Consider the following 19,951-nt stretch of genomic DNA (forward strand, 5'->3'; position numbering starts at 1 on the left):
TCATTATCTTAAAAATTATCGGTAAGGATATTTATTAAATCAATAATAGCCCAAATTCCTAGTCCACCAATAGTAATAATAAACAAAATATTTGCCCATACAGGTTTGTTGTAATACCATCTGTGCGCAGCAAAAGGCCAACCTAAAAAGAACCAAAAAGCAACGCCAACCCATTTATCCTTTCCCTTAACAGTTGTAACTGGTGTTAATACTTCTTCAATATTACTTGAAGTCGTAACTTCAATATTTTCAGAAGTTTCAATTGTCCTTTTAACTGGAAAAGAAGCATAGCAAGCAGAATAACCTAGGACTAATACTAAGAATGATAATAATAATTTAATTTTCATAATTAATTGGTTTATGTTTGTGTACAATTTATAAAAAATATTTTAATGTTTAAAGATTGCTTGCTTATTTTATTCTTTTTTTCATTTGCTAGTTTAAGCCTATCACAAGAAAGATATGAGTATGTTGGTGGCGTAAAGTTAAATGATACCGTAATTATTTCTTACCGTGTTAATTTTTTGGTTAATAATGAAGATGTTAAAGGCTATTCAATCACAGATATTGGAGGTGTGCATGAAACGAGGTCTAATATTTTTGGTGAGTATGATAAAACAAAAAAGGAATTAAACTTTAGAGAAACAGGAATTGTTTACACGAAGTCAACAATTTCACAAAACGATTTTTGTTTTTTGAATGCTACAGTAAAGAATTTTGTGTTCGGCAAGACCAAAAATATTAAAACCAATTTTATAGGATTGTTTTCCGATAATACTAAATGTATTGATGGTGAGGTATTGCTTAACGCATATGAGAGAATGGAAAAACGCTTGGCCAAAGTAAGCGATAAGATTAAAAAATCGAAAAGAGTTCCTGATAGTTTAAAGCAAAAATTGAATTTACGAAAAATGATGGATTCTTTAAATATGAATATTTTAAGAAAGGACGAAGTTTTAAGTTTATTTACAAAATCGGATAAAGTTATATTTGAGATTTATGATGGTGGTAAGGAAGATGGAGATAGAATATCGGTATTTGTAAATGATAAAGAAATATTATCAAATTATAAGGCTAATAAAGAGAAAAAATATTTTACAGTTGATGTAATTAATGATAAAACATCGGTTCGAATAAAAGCCATGAATGAAGGCGATATTGCTCCAAATACTGTTGTTGTTAGGATAAAAGATAAAAGCAATTCAATTAAGGCGCTTTCCAATTTAAAAGAGAATGATGAAACTCAAATAGATATATTAAAAACAAAAAAATAATATCTTTGACTTATGAAAAAACTAATCATCATTAATGGGCCAAACCTTAATTTATTAGGAAAACGTGAACCTAATATCTACGGGAGTTTGACCTTTACGGAGTTTTTAGAGGAAGTTAAAACAAAATATAGCGATGTTGTTATCGATTATTTTCAGTCGAATATAGAAGGAGAACTAATTGATAAACTGCACGAAGTTGGTTTTAGTTATGATGGTATTATTTTAAATGCTGCGGCTTACACCCATACTTCGGTTGGTATTGGAGATGCTATTAAAGGTATTGAAACACCAGTTGTAGAAGTGCATATTTCCAACACATTTGGTAGAGAAGAATTTAGACATCATTCTTACATTTCCCCAAATGCAAAAGGGGTTATATTAGGTTTTGGATTACAAAGCTATGAGTTGGCTATTCAGAGTTTTATATAAAAATTTTAATGGGTTTTAAAATAAATTTAAAATGACGATAAATAAAAATGCGATTCTATTGAATCGCATTTTTATTTATATAAATCGCTAGCTAAAAGCTATAAATGTATCACTTCATCATAAGCATCCGCAACGGCTTCCATAACAGCTTCGCTCATTGTTGGATGCGGGTGTATAGCTTTTAAAACTTCGTGCCCAGTTGTTTCGAGCTTTCTGCCTAAAACAGCTTCAGCGATCATATCTGTTACACCAGCACCAATCATATGACAACCTAGCCATTCACCGTATTTTGCATCAAAAATTACTTTTACAAAACCATCTTTGTTTCCTCCAGCACTTGCTTTTCCAGATGCGGAGAAAGGAAATTTCCCAACTTTAATATCTATACCTTTATCTTTAGCTTGCTTTTCAGTTAATCCAACTGAAGCTATTTCTGGTGAACAATAAGTACATCCGGGAATATTGCCATAATCAATTGGTTCTACATGATGTCCAGCAAGTTTTTCAACACACAAAATCCCCTCAGCCGAGGCAACGTGAGCTAAAGCTTGACCAGGAGTTACGTCTCCAATAGCATAATAGCCAGGAATATTGGTTTGATAATAATCATTTACCAAAATTTTGTCTCTATCTACAACAATACCAACATCTTCTAATCCAATATTTTCAATGTTTGTTTTAATTCCTACAGCACTTAAAATAACATCAGCTTCAAGAATTTCTTCTCCTTTTTTAGTTTTTACAGTAGCTTTAACTCCTTTTCCAGAAGTGTCAACCGAGGTAACTTCAGCAGAAGTCATGATGTTAATTCCAGTCTTTTTAAAAGAACGTTCTAATTGTTTTGAAACATCCTCATCTTCAACAGGAACAATATTTGGTAAGTATTCAACAATGGTTACCTCGGTTCCCATTGAGTTGTAGAAATAAGCAAATTCAACCCCTATAGCTCCAGACCCAACGACTATCATCTTTTTAGGTTGCTTCTTTAAGCTCATGGCCTGCCTATAACCTATCACTTTTTCACCATCTTGAGGCAAACTAGGTAACTCACGCGAGCGCGCTCCCGTTGCAATAATTATATTATCTGCACTGTACTCTGTTCCATCAACATCAACTTTCTTTCCTGGTTTCAACTTTCCAAAACCTTCAATAACGTCAATTTTATTCTTTTTCATTAAAAATTGAACACCTTTACTCATACCATCGGCAACACCACGACTACGTTTTACAACAGCATCAAAGTCATGTTCAGCATCTGTAACCTTTAGTCCATAATCTTCCGCATGTTTTAAATATTCAAAAACTTGTGCAGATTTTAAAAGTGCTTTTGTTGGAATACATCCCCAATTTAAACATACGCCACCCAAATTTTCCTTTTCAACAATAGCTGTTTTAAAGCCTAACTGTGAAGCTCTAATAGCAGTAACATAACCGCCAGGACCACTTCCAAGAACAATAATATCGTATTTACTCATGTGTCAAAATTTAAGCAGCAAATTTACAAAATCGATTTTGAATAACGAATTAAGAGCCCTTTAAATTTACATCTTTATAGTACCTTTGTATTGCAAGAATTAATGTATGAATATACCAAGAACGAGTTATCCCCGAATTGTTATCATTGGTGGCGGGTTTGCTGGAGTCGCTTTGGCCAAAAAATTATCGAAACAAGAAGTTCAAGTTGTATTACTGGACAAGCATAATTACCACACCTTTCAACCGCTTTTATATCAAGTTTCTACTGGAGGATTAGAACCTGATTCAATCGCTTATCCGATTCGTAAAATTTTAAAGGATTTCCCTAATTTTTATTTTCGATTGGCCGATGTAAAAGAGATTGATACCAAAAAGAATAAGGTTCGGACTAATATTGGAAATTTAAAATTTGATTATTTGGTAGTGGCCTCTGGGTCTAAAACTAATTATTTTGGCAATTCTAATATTGAAAAATATAGTATGGCTATGAAGACTATTCCGCAGTCTTTAAATTTAAGAAGCTTAATTCTTGAAAATTTTGAAGAGGCCTTATTGACCTCAGATTTAAATGAGCGAGATGCTTTAATGAATTTTGTGATTGTTGGAGGCGGGCCTACAGGTGTTGAACTTGCAGGTGCTTTAGCTGAAATAAAAAAAGGTATTCTACCTAAGGATTACCCGGATTTAGATACACGTTCGGCACAGATTAATATTATCCAGTCGAGTGATTGTATTCTAAAAGGGATGAGTGAAAAAGCTTCATCAAGGGCTGAAGATTTTTTAGAAAAATTAGGCGTGAATGTATGGAAAAATGTAAGAGTTACTAATTACGATGGTAAAATAGTTACAACAAATACCGATTTAACTTTTGAAACTGCCACTGTTGTATGGGCAGCAGGAGTAAAAGGAGCTACCATAAAAGGTCTAGAAGCTGAAGAATTTATGACTAATGGTAACCGACTATTGGTAAATGAATTTAATCAAGTAAAAGGGTTTGATGCTATTTTCGCTATTGGAGATATAGCATGTATGGTAAATGAAGAATTCCCTAATGGTTTGCCCATGATGGCACAACCGGCTATTCAGCAAGGGGAACAATTAGGTGATAATATATTAAAACTAATTGAAGAAAAATCTATGGTTCCTTTTTCATACAAAGATAAAGGGGCTATGGCGACAATAGGAAGAAATAAAGCCGTTGTCGACCTTAAGAACTTTAAATTTCAAGGAGTTTTCGCCTGGTATGTTTGGATGTTTGTGCATCTATTCTTTTTAATTGGATTTAGAAACCGCATGGTGGTTTTTGTAAACTGGGTGTACAATTATGTGCGTTTTGATAGAGAGGCGCGATTAATTATTAGGCCTTTTAAAAAACATTATAATTCATAATCTTTTGCTAATAATTTCTTTTAAAAAATCATCTGGTATAGTTATTTTAAATTTATAATACAAATTGCTTAGTATCAATAAATTTAACTATATTTCAGAATATTAATTAACTAACCAAAATTTATTAAAATGAAAAAACATGCGATTATTATCGTAATGCTATTAGCTAGCATTATGTATGCCCAAAAGAAAAACGGAACTGTTTTTATCGAACATCCTGCTATAGATGTAGTTGAAGCCATGCAACAAGCAGATATCGCTGGTGATGCAGAAAAAGTTGCCTCTTTTTTGGCTGATGATTTTAAATCTATAAGTGGCACCACAAGAAATAAAGATGCCAAAGGAACTAATAAAGAGGATTTTGTGAAATGGGTTGAGAACAAAAGTAAGTGGTTGTCTTACAGGAGTTTAACTCGTCATGGAGAAGCGTATCCAGATGCTATTGAATATAAGGGAGGCAAAACTTGGGTTCAAACTTGGAATTATTTAAAAGGTGTTCATAATAAAACTGGTGTAAAAATAGAAATGCCACTTCATAGTTTATATCGTATGAATGCCGATAATAAAATAGAGTTAGCCATTAACTATAATTATCCTATAGGTAATGATATTAGAGAGGCATTTTCCACAAGAACCAACGGTACTTTATATAATCAGCATGAATATATTAATAAAGTTCGTATGATGATGGCCGCTTTAGAGAATAGTGACGCTGACAAAGCTTTTAGCTTTTTTACCGAAGATGCTACATTTACTAATTTAGATATGGCTGATGGTGAGTCTAATACTGTTACAGAAGAAAAAGAGGCTTTTTTAGGAATGCTTAATGATTGGACTATTGAAAGTATTGATGTTCGAGGATATCCTGATTATTTGGAATATGAATTAGGAAATGCAAAAGTTGTTCAATCTTGGTGGACTGCAAGAATGACTCGAAAATCTGATGGTAAAAAAGTAAAATTACCAATAATGATGACTCATGACTTTAATGATGAAGGCATGATAACAAATGAATCGGGATATTATACTATGCAGGCACTAAATGCAAAGTAAAGAAAGAGAAAGTAAGACTAAGCCTCCAAAAGAAATTTTGGAGGCTTTTTAATTACAAATCATCGGTAAAATGTCGCCGGCTTTTTTCCTTGCTAAATTTATCCTTATTGTATTTTGAAGAATCTCCTTTCGGAATAGAGAGTGATACCCAGTCTTTACCCTTTAAAAGTTTGCCTAAAAAAACTATTTGACCTACATGATAGGCGTAGTGAGCCAGTTGTCGGTTAATAGCTTCAGTGACTGTGTGCCCCTGATTTCTTATGTAAACCATCTTTTCTAAATCTGCACTGGTTAATGTTTCAAGAGCATCAAATAGACATTCCCAACCTTTATTCCAATAATTAATGACTTCATTTTTACTTTCAAAACTATTATGAAATTCTAGATCGCGCTGCCTCCAAGATTTCTCTCCATCTTCATTAATGAAATTAGTCCATCTGCTTAGCATATTACCTGTTAAATGCTTTACAATTATAGAAATTGAATTAGAATTTTCATCAATCTCATTTTGAAGATCATCAAAATTTAGTTGATTCAAAGTTTTGTCGCCCAAACTTTTATAATATTGAAACTGTTTAAAAATACTGGTTAAATAACTTTCCATTTAAGAAATCTTATTCGGCAGGTATAAATTTTAACGAGACCCCATTTATACAATGTCGCTTTCCAGTTGTTTTTCTTGGGCCATCATTAAAAACATGTCCAAGATGCCCACCACAGGTAGCACAATGTTCTTCACTTCTGGAATAACCTAAATTGTAATCGGTTGAGAAATCTACATTACCCTTGATTTCTCTATCAAAACTAGGCCAACCGGTGCCAGAATCAAATTTATGTTCGCTTTTAAATAAAGGTGTATTACATCCTTTACATACATAAACACCATTATCATAATTTTTGTTTAGCGGACTTGAAAAAGGACGTTCAGTTCCAGCTTGTCTTAAAACATAATACTCTTCTTCCGTGAGTTGTGATTTCCACTCAGATTCTGTTTTAGAAACTTTATAAGCTTTAGAATTAGTTTTAATATCTTTTTGAGCCACTCCATTACATGACATTAATGTTAAAAAAAGTAATGGTATAAACAGTTTTTTCATGATTAATTAATTTATTATCATTAAGTCGTTTTAAGTTTCAAAATCTAACAACTAAATAGGGGTGTTTTTTGATTTTAATTTGTGACTCAAAAAAATAAAGTGTGTCTCACATTTATAAAGGTACAATTTTTGTATTTTTAATTTTTAATAAATTTTTAACCCCATGATAATGAAATTTAATAAAATACTTCTAGTTTTTGGAATAGTAACCATATTTATGTCTTGTGCAGAAAATCCGTTTACCGGAAAGAAAACCATGGCTTTAGTTCCCAACTCTCAATTGTTTCCAACAGCTTTTGCTCAATACGATCAATTTTTAACAGAAAATAAAGTAGTTAAAGGCACAAGCGATGCGGCTATGGTAACTAGAGTAGGGCAACGTATTGCAGTTGCTGCAGAGCGATGGTTAAATGCCAATGGACATCAAGGTTACTTGAAGGATTATAAGTGGGAATATAATTTGGTTGATGATAAAACGGTAAATGCTTGGTGTATGCCTGGTGGTAAAATAGTTTTTTATACAGGAATTTTGCCAATTGCAAATGGAGAAACTGGTGTTGCTGCTATTATGGGACACGAAGTGGCCCATGCACTTGCTAATCATGGTCAACAAAGAATGAGTGCAGGTTTAGTGCAACAAGGATTAGCAGTCGCTGGAAATATTGCGATTAAGGATGAAGAGTCTAGAAATGCTTTTAATCAATATTATGGTGTAGGAACGCAAGTAGGTGTGATGTTGCCATTTAGCAGAAGCCACGAGACTGAAGCCGATAAAATTGGTGTTTATTTAATGGCTATTGCCGGCTATAACCCTCATGAAGCAGCAGAATTATGGAAAAGAATGAAAGCGAATAGTGGTGGACAAGCACCACCAGAAATTTTAAGCACGCATCCATCTAACGATTCGCGAATTGCTAACTTAACAGCTCTTGCTGATAAAGCAAAAGCTGAGGCCGCCAAATTTGGGGTGACCTCATTTAAATAGGAAGTTATCATTTAGATTAAAATATTTGATTACATTAGAAGCTGCTTATAAATAAGCAGCTTTTTTATTATGGCAGTATTAAAAAAAGGAAGTAAGAAATTATTAAATGCATGGGCATTTTATGATTGGGCGAACTCTGTATACACATTAACAATAGCCTCTTCCATTTTTCCCATTTTTTATTCGGAATTATTTGCAACAAAAGAAGAATTAGTATCTGCTTTTGGATTTGAAATGAAGCAGACCGTTTTAATTGAGATTGTTACTGCTTTTACTTTTTTGGTTGTAGCATTTTCATCTCCCATTTTATCTGGAATAGCAGATTATGTTGGTAATAAGAAGAATTTTATGAGGTTTTTCTGTTATGTAGGAGGGATAGGCAGTATTGGTTTGTATTGGTTTGATTTAGATTCTATCCATACAAGTATTCTTTTTTACTTCATGGGCTTATTAGGTTATTGGGGTAGCTTAGTGTTTTATAATTCGTATCTACCAGATATTGCTTTTGACCATCAACAAGATAGTATAAGTGCAAAAGGCTTTTCTTTAGGCTATATAGGTAGTGTTCTATTACTTTTACTGAACCTTGCAATGGTAATGAAACCTGAGTGGTTTGGTTTTGATATTGGAACTACAATCGATGAAAAAAATGCGGCTTCATTTGAGGCTATGAAGGTGTCTTTTATAACCGTTGGTCTATGGTGGATTGGTTTTAGCCAATATTCTTTTTATTGGTTGCCAAAAGGTGTTTCTACTGGTCATAAAGTAACTCGAAGAGTTGTTTTAAACGGATTTAAAGAATTGCAGCAAGTTTGGCAGCAACTTAAAAGTAACCTACGACTTAAAAGATATTTATATGCGTTTTTTGTATTTAGTATGGCGGTACAAACCATTATGCTAATGGCAGTTTATTTTGGAGAAAAGGAAATAGCATGGTCTAGTAAAGATGAAAAAACTCAAGGTTTAATAATAAGTATATTGGTTATTCAGTTAGTTGCTGTATTGGGGGCTATTTTGACATCTCGTGCGTCAAATAAGTTTGGCAACATTAAAACTTTAATTGGCGTAAATTTCATCTGGATGTTATTATGTGTTTACGCTTATTTAATGAAATCACCAATGCAATTTTATATTGCAGCAAGTTTGGTCGGTTTGGTTATGGGTGGGGTACAGTCTCTTGCGCGATCGACCTATTCAAAATTTTTACCAGAGACAGAAGATACAACGTCTTATTTTAGTTTTTATGATGTTGCTGAGAAAATAGGAATTGTAATTGGGATGTTAATTTTCGCAATTGTAGATCAGGTTAGTTCTATGAGACATGCCATTTTGTTCCTGTTCGTTTTCTTTCTAGTTGGAATTATTTTATTGTTTAGAGTTCCGCAAAATGTTGCAAAAAATTAATATTGTTTCAAATGTTCACGACATTAATTTAATATTTTTATAAATAAAAAAAAGCATTCTGTAAAAGAATGCTTTTTTCACTTTTAGATTTTTCGGATTAGTTTATTTTGCAGTAATCGAACCAGAACCAGCTACCTTTTTATCAACCTGAGGATTACCTTTATATACAATATCTCCAGATCCAGCTACGCGCGCTTTTAATTTTTTGCTGTTCCCTATTTTTGCATCACCTGCTCCTGCAACAGCAACTTCTGCATTTTCTGCTTGTAAATCTAAACTATCAAAATCACCTGAGCCAGCCACTTTAGCTTCTAAACTATTTGTAGTTCCACTTAGTTTTATATCACCAGAACCTGCTACGGCTCCCTTAACAGATTCTGTTTTAATATCAAGAACAATATCTCCTGATCCAGCTAACGAAACATTTAAATTGTTTACGTTAATAACATCTTTATTAATAATATCGCCAGATCCAGCTAAGGAAATTGAACTTATTTTTTCAAAAGGAATTGTTATTTTAATTGATTTTCCTTTACTCCAGCTTATGTTTTTGCCTTTAGCAATTTTAACTATAAGGTTACCATCTTTCACTTCAGTTGAAATGTGTTCTAATAAATTTGATTCTCCTTCAAGTATAATTTTACCTTCAGTTCCTGAAACCAAAACAAAATCCATAGATCCTGCACATTTTATGCCATCATAATCTCCTGTATCTCTAGTTTCGGTCGTAACATTTCCGTTTCCTTTAATTTTTTTCTTTCCCCAATTTTGTGCATGAGTGAGACCAATAAAAAGTACGGTAATGATTGATAATGTAATTGTTTTTTTCATTGTTTTAAGATTTAAAAGCTCCTTATAAGGAACGTTGTTTAATAATTTATAAAATATTTGCTTCTAACAGGTTAGAAGTATTCATACTCTCTTTTTCTTTTATTTTTTCAATAGTCTCTTGCATAATGTCAATTCGTTCTTGAAAATTTAATAGCATAGCAGAAAGGATTAATTGATCTTTCGGGTTTTCATTTAGTGCTATAACCAACTGATTGAAATCTTCTTCTACTACTTTAATTTTAAAAATGGCATCAACAATTAACTCTTGGTATTCTGGAGTTTCTTCGCTGTTCAGTTTATTCAATTCATTGCTAAAATTGGACGCAAATAAGCTTTGTGTTTTGGCCATTTCTGGTGATATATTCGCTAAATTTATTTCTGTATTATTTGAGTTTGAATTGAAGATTAATAATGAGATTAATAACACTATGGAGGCCGCAACACCAATAAATGGTTTTATAAAACTTTGTTTTAAACTAAAGCCAATAGCAGAGTTAGCTTCATTTTGTGATTTTAGTTTAGACAAAAAACGCTGCTTATGATTCAATCTTGGTTCTTCAATGTCAAAATCGTTTTCAAACTTTTTAAATAAGTTATCTATGTTAACCTTACTCATTTTATTTTAATTTTTTTAGGCAAAAATTTGTAATTTTCGTCTCAAGGCTTCTTTGGCTCTCGATATTGTTGTTCTGCAATTGGCATTAGAGATATTCATGATATCACTAATTTCTTCATAATCATAGCCTTCAATTAAATTTAATGTTAAGGCAAGTTTGTAATTATCTTTTAGTGTATTCATGGTATTTAAAACCTCTTTAGCCTTAACATGAATAAAATCGTAATCTTCATAAGTCTCAACGTTATTATCTTCTATTTTATAAAGCACATCATCTAGTCCAATTTCTTTATGCTTTGTTCGTTTTTTGTAATGATGAATACTCTTGTTAATAACAATTCGCTTTAACCACGGACCAAATATTTTTAAGTCTTTAAGCTCTTTTAATTTAGTAAATGCTAATAAAAAAGAGTCTTGCATAACATCTTCCGCCTCATAAGAATCTTTTACAATTCTAAATGAAGCATTGTACATCGCTTTGTAGTATCTGTTATAGATTTCCAATTGCGCTGATTGGTTACCCGATAAACAAAGCTGAACTAATTGTTCAGTATTAAATTTTTTTAAATTCAAAAAAGCAAATTGTTATAAGATAGATTAAAAGTATTTTGAATTGTTACAGTTTTAAACAAAAAAAAGACCTACATGCGCTAACGAATGTAGGTCGAAATTTTATGAAAGGCCTTATTTATTAAGACTCAGTGGGCTTCTCGGTTTTTTCAATTTTAATTTTTAACTCATCTGATTTTTTATCTAAATCAATAACGATTTTATCCCCTTCTCGTAATTGTGAGGATATAATTTCTTCCGCCAAAGCGTCTTCAACATACTTTTGAATGGCACGTTTTAAAGGTCGCGCACCATATTGTTTATCAAAACCTTTTTCGGCAATATAATCCTTTGCACTTTTACTTAACTTTAGAGTGTAGCCCAATCCTTTAATTCTAGCAAGAAGTTTATCTAATTCAATGTCAATAATTTTATTGATATCCTCTTTTTCTAATGGGTTAAAAACAACGACATCATCAATTCTATTTAAAAATTCTGGTGCAAACGATTTTTTTAATGCATTTTCAATAACTTTTATAGCATTGGCATCTTCCTGAGCTTTTTGAGAGGCAGTTCCAAAACCAATACCTGTACCAAAATCTTTTAACTTTCGCGCGCCTATATTAGAAGTCATAATAATTATGGTATTTCTAAAATCGATTTTTCTACCAAGACTATCAGTTAGGTAGCCATCATCAAGTACCTGAAGTAGCATGTTGAATACATCTGGATGTGCCTTTTCAATCTCATCAAGTAAAATAACAGCATAAGGTTTCCGTCTAACTTTTTCGGTTAACTGTCCACCTTCTTCATATCCTACATATCCAGGAGGAGCACCAATTAGTCTTGAAATAGCAAATTTCTCCATGTACTCGCTCATATCAATTCTAACTAGTGAATCTTCACTATCAAATAACTCTCTTGATAATACTTTTGCGAGTTGTGTTTTTCCAACACCTGTTTGACCTAAAAAGATAAATGAACCAATTGGTTTATTAGGGTCTTTTAGTCCAGCACGATTACGCTGTATAGCCTTTACTACCTTTGCTACAGCTTGGTCTTGACCAATAACTTTGCCTTTAATAAGGTTTGGTAATTCCGATAGCTTATTGATTTCAGTTTGAGCAATTCTATTTACAGGAATACCTGTCATCATTGATACGACGTCTGCAACATTATCTTCCGTAACAATTTCGCGATGCTGTTTTGTTTCTTCTTCCCATTTTTCTTGGGCGATAGCTAGTTCTTTTTCAAGTCTTTTTTCATCATCTCTAAGCTTTGCAGCCTCTTCATATTTTTGCTTTCTAACAACCGAATTCTTGGTTTCCTTAACATCTTCCAGTTTCTTTTCAAGTTCTAGAATTTGTTTAGGGACATCAATATTGGTGATATGAACTCTAGAGCCGGCTTCGTCTAGTGCATCAATCGCTTTGTCTGGTAAAAAACGTTCAGTCATATAACGATTTGTTAATTTAACACATGCTTCAATCGCTTCAGGTGTAAAATCTACATTATGATGTTCTTCATATTTACCCTTAATATTATTTAAGATTTCAATAGTTTCTTCAACCGTAGTTGGTTCAACAATTACTTTTTGGAAACGACGTTCTAAAGCTCCATCTTTTTCAATATACTGTCTATATTCATCAAGTGTTGTTGCGCCTATGCATTGAATTTCTCCTCTTGCGAGAGCTGGCTTAAACATGTTAGATGCATCTAAACTTCCAGTAGCTCCACCCGCTCCAACTATAGTATGAATTTCATCAATGAATAAAATAACATCATCATTTTTTTCAAGCTCATTCATGACAGCCTTCATACGTTCTTCAAACTGACCTCTATATTTAGTGCCAGCAACCAAACTTGCTAAATCTAATGTAACAACACGTTTGTTAAATAAAATACGCGAAACTTTTCTTTTCACAATTCTAAGAGCTAATCCTTCTGCAATAGCAGATTTACCAACACCAGGTTCTCCAATTAAAAGCGGATTGTTTTTTTTGCGACGACTTAAAATTTGAGACACGCGCTGTATTTCCTTTTCTCTACCAACAACCGGGTCTAACTTGCCTTCGTCTGCTAAAGCCGTTAAATCACGGCCAAAATTGTCCAGAACAGGTGTTTTAGACTTCTTATTAGACTTACCAGCGGGAGCGTTAAAAATATTGTCCTTAGATGTGTCCTCAGAACTTGTATCATCATCTTGAAAAGATTCTGCTTTAGGTTCTATATAATCATTATCGTTAGTAATCATAAGTTTGAATTGTTCTTTAACATTGTCATAGTCAACTTTTAATTTATTTAAAAGTTTGGTGGTTGGGTCGTTTTCATTTCTTAATATACAAAGTAGTAAATGAGCAGTATTAATAGAAGTACTTTGAAATAGTTTTGCTTCTAAAAATGTTGTTTTTAAGGCGCGTTCCGCTTGTCTTGTTAAATGCAAGTTTTTCTTTTGGTTTGAAGCAACTGCTATGTTCGGGTTTGCGGGACTCAAGATTTCCACCTTGCGTCTTAAATGATTCAAATCAATCTCTAAAGCATTAAGTATATTAATAGCCTTTCCATTGCCATCTCTTAAAAGACCAAGCATTAAATGCTCGGTACCTATAAAATCATGACCAAGGCGTAAAGCTTCTTCTTTACTAAAAGCGATTACATCTTTTACTCTAGGTGAAAAATTATCATCCATGACAGTCTCCTTTGTGCATTAAAAATACTAAAACATTTTACTAAAGGCAAAAACTATACCTTAAATTGCTAATTGACGAAAAAATCTTTATAAAATCAAAACTTTTGAGGGCTTACTTATTAACTAAAAAACATGGTGAAATTGTTAATAAAAAACACGAAAAAGAATCGTCGATTGTCTTACTATGACTAATGAAATACTTATATTAGCATGTTTTGAAAAACTCATAAAAATTTAATCAAATTATATATGGCAGAAGGAGAAAAATTGATCCCTATTAATATTGAGGATGAGATGAAATCGGCTTACATTGATTATTCAATGTCAGTCATTGTGTCACGTGCTTTACCAGATGTTAGAGATGGTTTAAAACCCGTTCATAGACGTGTACTTTACGGTATGCACGAATTGGGTGTTAGAGCAAATTCGGCACATAAAAAATCAGCAAGAATAGTAGGGGAAGTTTTAGGAAAATATCATCCTCACGGTGATACTTCGGTTTATGATGCAATGGTACGTATGGCTCAGGAGTGGAGTTTGCGTTATATGTTAGTTGATGGACAAGGGAATTTTGGATCTATTGATGGTGATAGTCCTGCAGCAATGCGTTATACTGAAGCCCGTATGCAAAAGATTTCTGAAGACATGTTGGCAGATATCGATAAGGAAACAGTCGATCATAAATTAAATTTTGACGATACCCTAAAAGAGCCAACAGTTTTGCCAACGCGCATACCAGGTCTATTAGTAAATGGAGCTTCTGGAATTGCAGTTGGAATGGCAACAAATATGCCGCCTCATAATTTATCTGAAGTTGTTGATGGTACTGTTGCTTACATTGAGAATAATGACATTGAGGTAGATGAATTAATCAAGTATGTTAAGGCTCCAGATTTCCCAACCGGTGGTACTATTTATGGTTATGACGGCGTAAAGGAGGCCTTTCAAACAGGGCGTGGTCGTATTGTAATGCGAGGAAAAGCAATTATAGAAGAAGTTGCTGGTCGCGAGTGTATTATAGTGTCTGAAGTACCATATCAAGTTAATAAGGCAGATATGATTAAAAAAACTGCCGATTTAGTTAACGAGAAGAAACTTGAAGGTATTTCAACGATTCGTGATGAATCCGATAGAAACGGAATGCGTATTGTATATGTTTTAAAACGTGATGCTATCCCTAATATCGTTTTAAACAAGTTATATAAATATACTGCATTGCAATCATCTTTCAGTGTAAATAATATTGCGCTTGTTAATGGAAGACCTCAACTTTTAAACCTAAAAGATTTAATCCATTATTTCGTAGAACACAGACATGAAGTGGTTGTGCGACGTACAGAATATGAATTAAGAAAAGCGGAGGAGCGTGCTCATATTTTAGAAGGATTAATTATTGCTTCTGATAATATTGATGAAGTTATTGCTATTATTAGAGCATCTTCTAATGCTGATCAAGCAAGAAATAACCTAATTAAGCGTTTCGAGCTTTCCGAAATTCAGGCAAAAGCAATTGTGGAAATGAGATTGCGTCAGCTTACAGGATTAGAGCAAGATAAGTTGCGTTCAGAATATGATGAATTATTATTAACTATTGATGATTTAAAGGATATTTTAGATAAGAAAGAACGTCGAATGGATATCATAAAAGACGAGCTATTGGTTGTTAAAGAGAAATATGGAGATGAACGTCGTTCGGTTATTGAATATGCTGGAGGTGATTTGAGCATCGAGGACATGATTCCAGATGAAAAGGTGGTAATTACCATTTCACATGCGGGATATATTAAGCGTACATCACTTACCGAGTACAAAACTCAAAATCGCGGAGGTGTAGGCCAAAAAGCTTCCACTACGCGTAACGAAGATTTCTTAGAACATTTGTTCGTAGGTACAAACCATCAATACATGTTGTTCTTTACACAAAAGGGTAAATGTTTCTGGATGCGCGTTTATGAAATTCCAGAAGGGAGTAAAACCTCGAAGGGAAGAGCAATTCAAAACTTAATAAATATTGAGCAAGATGATAAGGTAATGGCCTTCATTTGTACTCAAGATTTAAAGGATGAAGATTATATAAACAGTCATTATGTAATCATGGCGACTAAAAATGGTCAAGTGAAGAAAACGTCTTTAGAACAATACTCAAGACCACGAACCAATGGTATTAATGCCATCACAATAAAGGAAGATGATGAATTACTTGAAGCAAAATTAACTACTGGTGAAAGCCAGGTAATGCTAGCACTCAAATCTGGTAAAGCCATTCGTTTTGAAGAAGCTAAAACCAGACCAATGGGTCGAGGAGCATCAGGTGTTAGAGGAATTACTTTATCTCATGAAAATGATGAGGTTATAGGGATGATAGCTGTTGATGATATGGAAAGTAATATTCTGGTAGTGTCTGAGAATGGCTATGGCAAACGTTCAAGCCTTGAAGATTATAGAATTACCAATAGAGGAGGAAAAGGTGTAAAAACCATTTCTATTACCGAAAAAACAGGTAATTTAGTATCTATAAAAAATGTTACGGATGATGACGATTTAATGATTATCAATAAATCTGGTATAGCCATAAGAATGGTTGTAGCAGATTTAAGGGTTATGGGTAGAGCAACTCAAGGAGTTAAACTTATTAACTTAAAAGGTAATGATTCCATTGCGGCTGTAGCTAAAGTAATGCATGATGAAGATGAAGTTGATGATGCCAAAACTCTTGAAGACGCAGGTGCTTCAGATGATGGCACAACTATTGATAATACTAACAACGAGTAAGAATACTATTAAAACTAAATTTAAATTAAAATGAGAAAACAATTTATTATAGCATTTATATTTTCTATAACTGCATTTTCTTTTGCTCAAAAAAAGGAACTTAAAGCAGCAGAAAAAGCTATTAAAAATCAAAACTATGTAGAGGCAAAAGCAGCTTTGAGTCAAGCTGAAGGCTTAATGTCTGCGATGGATGAAAAGTCTAAAGAAAAATTTTATTTTTTAAATGGTCAAGCATTGTACGCTGGAGGGGAAGGTTCTTCGCAAGACATTGAAGCTGCAATTGATAATTTAGGGAAAGTTAAAAATGGTTATAAAGCAGAGATTGCCACCATTAAGCAGAATATGGTAAATAACTTTCTTACAAAAGGGAATACGGCCTATGAAAGTGAAAATTACAATGAGGCATCGTCATATTTTGAGCATGCGTATAAAACGAATAAAAAAGACACCGTTTATTTATATTACGCTGCCGCTACCGCTGTAACTGTGCCTGATTACGATCGTGCCCTTGTACTTTATGATGAACTAAAAAAATTGGGTTATACGGGTATAGCTGAACAGTTTTATGCAGTCGGTAAAGAAGATGGAGAAGAGGAGCTTTTTCCAAACAAAGGATTACGAGATATTGCTGTTAAACAGGGTACCCATATTAAACCAACAGATAAGAAGTCAGAATCAAAAAAAGCTGAGATTGTAAAAAATGTTGCACTTATTTATGTATCTACTGGTGATAATGAAAAAGCAATAGCGGCTATGAAAGATGCTAGAGCGGAAAGTCCAGATGATGTTAATCTAATATTAACAGAGGCTAATGTTCATTTTAAAATGGGCAATACGGAGAAGTTTAAGAGTCTATTAGAAGAGGCTACAAAAATGGACCCTAATAATCCAGAATTACAATATAATCTTGGTGTAGTTGCAGCGGAATCGAATGACATTGAGTCTGCGAAGAGTTATTATAAAAAAGCTATTGAATTAGACCCAAATTTTATTAATGCCTATATCAATATGGCTGCTGTTATTCTTGGTGAAGAGGAAGGGTTAATTGAAGAGATGAATGGTCTAGGAAGTTCAGCGGCAGATGATAAACGATATGATGAATTAAAAGAAGAACGACAACAACTTTATCGCGATGCGATTCCATTTTTATCTAAAGCTTTAGAAATGGATGCCGGTAGCGTTAGTGCCGCGACTACATTAATGAATATTTATAGTGTTTTAGGTGAAACAGATAAGTATAAAGAAATGAAAGCGAAAGTTGATTCTATGAAAGAATAATATTTCTAAGTATTAATTATTAATAGAAAAGCCACTTATTTAGTGGCTTTTCTATTATACTATTTTCTTTATAACCCTTAGCTTGTGTGTATGTTTTTTCGTATCTACATTATAGATTCCAGAATGATCTAGTCTATCTATCCTTACTTTGCCATGCGCATGGATAATGTAATTATCTTTCATAATAATGCCTACATGAATAATTTGCCCGTCATTATTATCAAAAAATGCTAAATCTCCTGGCTCACTTTCTTCTATAAAGCTAAGTGCTTCCCCTTGTGTAGCTTGTTGAGAAGCATCTCTTAAAAGTTTATAACCATTTAGTTTATAAACCATTTGTGTAAACCCTGAACAATCGATTCCAAAAGGTGTTTTACCTCCCCATAGATATGGCGTATTTAAATATAAAAATGCCGTTTCAATAATATTAGTTTTGTTCGAACTACCCTCAAAAACATTACCGTCGAAGGAATGTTTTAAAATTGATAATCCGTTTAGACATGAGCCCAGTGTAATAGATTGTAATTGAAGGTCTTTGTCTTGAACAAATTCAACTAAATCTAATGAAAGTTTCAGCTCTGAACAGTTAAGATTTTTGTATTGTTCTTCAGAAATTTGAAGGTATTGCTTATTATCTACCCATCCTTCATATTTATCAAAAGCTAAACGTATTTTACTCCAAGATTTGCGGTACTCTAATACCTTAAAAAAGTCTCCATAAAGAATTTGGGAAACTAGTTCAGTTTTGTCGGAAGGTTCAAATCTAAGAGGAACAATGCTTAAGTTACAAATCCCGTATTGCATTAATTAAGATTAATTGCGTTCTATAATAATTGCTGAAGCACCACCGCCACCATTACAAATAGCTGCTGCTCCAATTTTAGCATTATTTTGGTCAAGCACGTTAAGTAATGTAATAAGAATTCTTACACCCGAACAGCCCAATGGGTGTCCTAATGAAACTGCTCCTCCATTTACATTTACATTACTATCATCAAGCCCAAGAATTTTCATATTGGCCAGCCCAACGACTGAAAATGCTTCGTTGAATTCGAAATAATCTACATCTTCAATTTTTAAACCAGCTTTATTAAGAGCTTTAGGAAGTGCTTTTGCCGGTGCCGTTGTAAACCATTCTGGTTCATGTGCAGCATCGGCGTAACTTTTTATAGTAGCTAGTACTTTTAAACCTAATTCATCTGCTTTTTCACGGCTCATTAAAACCATAGCTCCAGCACCATCATTTATAGTTGATGCATTTGCGGCTGTTACGGTGCCATCTTTTGTAAAGGCAGCTCTTAGTGCCGGTATTTTTTCTATTTTCACATTGGTGAACTCCTCGTCTTTATCTACAACTAAAGGCTCTCCTCTGCGTTGTGGTACTTCTACAGGAACAACTTCATTATCAAATTTGCCATTTTCCCATGCAAATGCAGATCTTTTATATGATTGTATTGCATAGGCATCTTGTGCTTCTCTTGAAAAATCATATTTTATGGCGCAAGCATCTGCACAAACCCCCATGGCATTTTCATCATATGCATCAACTAACCCGTCTTTTTGCATACCATCAATTAAAGTTGTTGGTCCAAATTTATTTCCTGTCCTAGCATACAAATAATGAGGGATTAAACTCATGTTCTCCATGCCGCCAGCAACAATAATATTGGCATCTCCAAGGGCAATAGCTTGAGTAGCTTGCATGACTGACTTCATCCCAGAAGCACATACTTTATTTATTGTTGTACAAGGAACGTTATTAGGAATTCCCGCCAGAATAGCTGCTTGTCTAGCTGGGGCTTGACCTGTGCCAGCTTGAACAACGTTACCCATTAAAACTTCATCAATTAGTTCTGGATTAAGATTAATTTTGTTCATTGCTGCTTTTATAGCAACTGCACCTAACTTTGGAGCTGATATAGTGGATAAAGCACCAAGAAAACTACCTATTGGTGTTCTTGCGGCAGAAACAATAACTACGTCTTTACTCATGGCTTATTTATCAAGTTTAGTTCTTGCGAAAATAATCAATTTTTAGTAGAAAATTCAATGATTCCATCATTATAAAGACTGTATAAAGTTTATAAATTTACTACATTTGAAAAACCT

18 protein-coding genes are annotated in these 19,951 nt (G+C 33.3%); 8 read left to right on the plus strand and 10 right to left on the minus strand.

Annotated features, from left to right (window positions below; translation table 11 throughout):
* Window positions 1-8: 8 nt before the first annotated feature.
* Complete coding sequence (locus FEF17_RS10725) at window positions 9-347, minus strand: TM2 domain-containing protein (protein ID WP_139002395.1); 339 nt, start codon at window positions 345-347, stop codon at window positions 9-11.
* Window positions 348-392: 45 nt separating this feature from the next.
* On the opposite strand from FEF17_RS10725, the gene FEF17_RS10730 reads away from it, so the two are divergent.
* Together FEF17_RS10730 and aroQ are read left to right on the plus strand one after the other, a co-directional pair.
* On the plus strand, window positions 393-1,274 hold the full coding sequence (locus FEF17_RS10730) for a hypothetical protein (protein WP_139002396.1): 882 nt from the start codon (window positions 393-395) through the stop codon (window positions 1,272-1,274).
* A 12-nt stretch (window positions 1,275-1,286) separates the two neighbouring features.
* Window positions 1,287-1,703 (plus strand): type II 3-dehydroquinate dehydratase, encoded by a 417-nt coding sequence (gene aroQ / locus FEF17_RS10735; protein WP_139002397.1) that lies wholly within the window; start codon window positions 1,287-1,289, stop codon window positions 1,701-1,703.
* Window positions 1,704-1,801: 98 nt separating this feature from the next.
* On the opposite strand, the gene lpdA is transcribed toward aroQ, so the two are convergent.
* On the minus strand, window positions 1,802-3,178 hold the full coding sequence (lpdA, locus tag FEF17_RS10740) for a dihydrolipoyl dehydrogenase (RefSeq protein ID WP_139002398.1): 1,377 nt from the start codon (window positions 3,176-3,178) through the stop codon (window positions 1,802-1,804).
* Between the two features lie 106 nt (window positions 3,179-3,284).
* Here lpdA and FEF17_RS10745 point away from each other — a divergent pair, with 106 nt between their 5' ends.
* Both FEF17_RS10745 and FEF17_RS10750 read left to right on the plus strand, forming a co-directional pair.
* Window positions 3,285-4,568: an NAD(P)/FAD-dependent oxidoreductase gene (locus FEF17_RS10745; RefSeq protein WP_139002399.1), complete on the plus strand. Its 1,284-nt coding sequence runs from the start codon at window positions 3,285-3,287 to the stop codon at window positions 4,566-4,568.
* Between the two features lie 129 nt (window positions 4,569-4,697).
* Complete coding sequence (locus FEF17_RS10750; protein WP_139002400.1) at window positions 4,698-5,621, plus strand: nuclear transport factor 2 family protein; 924 nt, start codon at window positions 4,698-4,700, stop codon at window positions 5,619-5,621.
* 52 nt (window positions 5,622-5,673) lie between these two features.
* Here FEF17_RS10750 and FEF17_RS10755 read toward each other — a convergent pair whose 3' ends face one another.
* Both FEF17_RS10755 and msrB read right to left on the minus strand, forming a co-directional pair.
* Window positions 5,674-6,225, minus strand: coding sequence for a DUF1572 family protein (locus FEF17_RS10755; protein ID WP_139002401.1), 552 nt, complete (start codon window positions 6,223-6,225; stop codon window positions 5,674-5,676).
* Between the two features lie 10 nt (window positions 6,226-6,235).
* Complete coding sequence (gene msrB, locus FEF17_RS10760; protein ID WP_139002402.1) at window positions 6,236-6,718, minus strand: peptide-methionine (R)-S-oxide reductase MsrB; 483 nt, start codon at window positions 6,716-6,718, stop codon at window positions 6,236-6,238.
* A 169-nt stretch (window positions 6,719-6,887) separates the two neighbouring features.
* On the opposite strand from msrB, the gene FEF17_RS10765 reads away from it, so the two are divergent.
* Together FEF17_RS10765 and FEF17_RS10770 are read left to right on the plus strand one after the other, a co-directional pair.
* A complete protein-coding gene (locus tag FEF17_RS10765) occupies window positions 6,888-7,703 on the plus strand; it encodes a M48 family metallopeptidase (RefSeq protein WP_139002403.1) in 816 nt (271 codons plus the stop codon).
* A gap of 69 nt (window positions 7,704-7,772) precedes the next feature.
* Window positions 7,773-9,107, plus strand: coding sequence for an MFS transporter (locus FEF17_RS10770; RefSeq protein WP_139002404.1), 1,335 nt, complete (start codon window positions 7,773-7,775; stop codon window positions 9,105-9,107).
* Between the two features lie 102 nt (window positions 9,108-9,209).
* On the opposite strand, the gene FEF17_RS10775 is transcribed toward FEF17_RS10770, so the two are convergent.
* The 4 genes from FEF17_RS10775 to FEF17_RS10790 form a co-directional block, all read right to left on the minus strand.
* Window positions 9,210-9,938, minus strand: coding sequence for a head GIN domain-containing protein (locus FEF17_RS10775; protein ID WP_139002405.1), 729 nt, complete (start codon window positions 9,936-9,938; stop codon window positions 9,210-9,212).
* A gap of 46 nt (window positions 9,939-9,984) precedes the next feature.
* Window positions 9,985-10,554 carry a hypothetical protein gene (locus tag FEF17_RS10780; RefSeq protein WP_139002406.1) on the minus strand — a complete coding sequence of 190 codons (570 nt, stop codon included), beginning with the start codon at window positions 10,552-10,554 and terminating at the stop codon, window positions 9,985-9,987.
* Between the two features lie 15 nt (window positions 10,555-10,569).
* A complete protein-coding gene (locus FEF17_RS10785; protein WP_139002407.1) occupies window positions 10,570-11,127 on the minus strand; it encodes an RNA polymerase sigma factor in 558 nt (185 codons plus the stop codon).
* A 118-nt stretch (window positions 11,128-11,245) separates the two neighbouring features.
* Complete coding sequence (locus tag FEF17_RS10790; protein ID WP_139002408.1) at window positions 11,246-13,792, minus strand: ATP-dependent Clp protease ATP-binding subunit; 2,547 nt, start codon at window positions 13,790-13,792, stop codon at window positions 11,246-11,248.
* Between the two features lie 249 nt (window positions 13,793-14,041).
* Between FEF17_RS10790 and gyrA the strand changes: the two genes are divergently transcribed.
* Both gyrA and FEF17_RS10800 read left to right on the plus strand, forming a co-directional pair.
* The gene (gyrA, locus tag FEF17_RS10795) at window positions 14,042-16,564 is read left to right on the plus strand and encodes a DNA gyrase subunit A (RefSeq protein ID WP_139002409.1); all 2,523 of its coding nucleotides are present in this window, start codon (window positions 14,042-14,044) and stop codon (window positions 16,562-16,564) included.
* Window positions 16,565-16,594: 30 nt separating this feature from the next.
* The gene (locus FEF17_RS10800; protein WP_139002410.1) at window positions 16,595-17,842 is read left to right on the plus strand and encodes a tetratricopeptide repeat protein; all 1,248 of its coding nucleotides are present in this window, start codon (window positions 16,595-16,597) and stop codon (window positions 17,840-17,842) included.
* A gap of 54 nt (window positions 17,843-17,896) precedes the next feature.
* On the opposite strand, the gene FEF17_RS10805 is transcribed toward FEF17_RS10800, so the two are convergent.
* A complete protein-coding gene (locus FEF17_RS10805; protein ID WP_139002411.1) occupies window positions 17,897-18,646 on the minus strand; it encodes a C40 family peptidase in 750 nt (249 codons plus the stop codon).
* Window positions 18,647-18,655: 9 nt separating this feature from the next.
* On the minus strand, window positions 18,656-19,834 hold the full coding sequence (locus tag FEF17_RS10810; protein ID WP_139002412.1) for an acetyl-CoA C-acyltransferase: 1,179 nt from the start codon (window positions 19,832-19,834) through the stop codon (window positions 18,656-18,658).
* Window positions 19,835-19,951: the final 117 nt, after the last annotated feature.

Source organism: Hyunsoonleella aestuarii, from assembly GCF_006148925.1.
GTDB classification, from domain to species: domain Bacteria; phylum Bacteroidota; class Bacteroidia; order Flavobacteriales; family Flavobacteriaceae; genus Algibacter_D; species Algibacter_D aestuarii.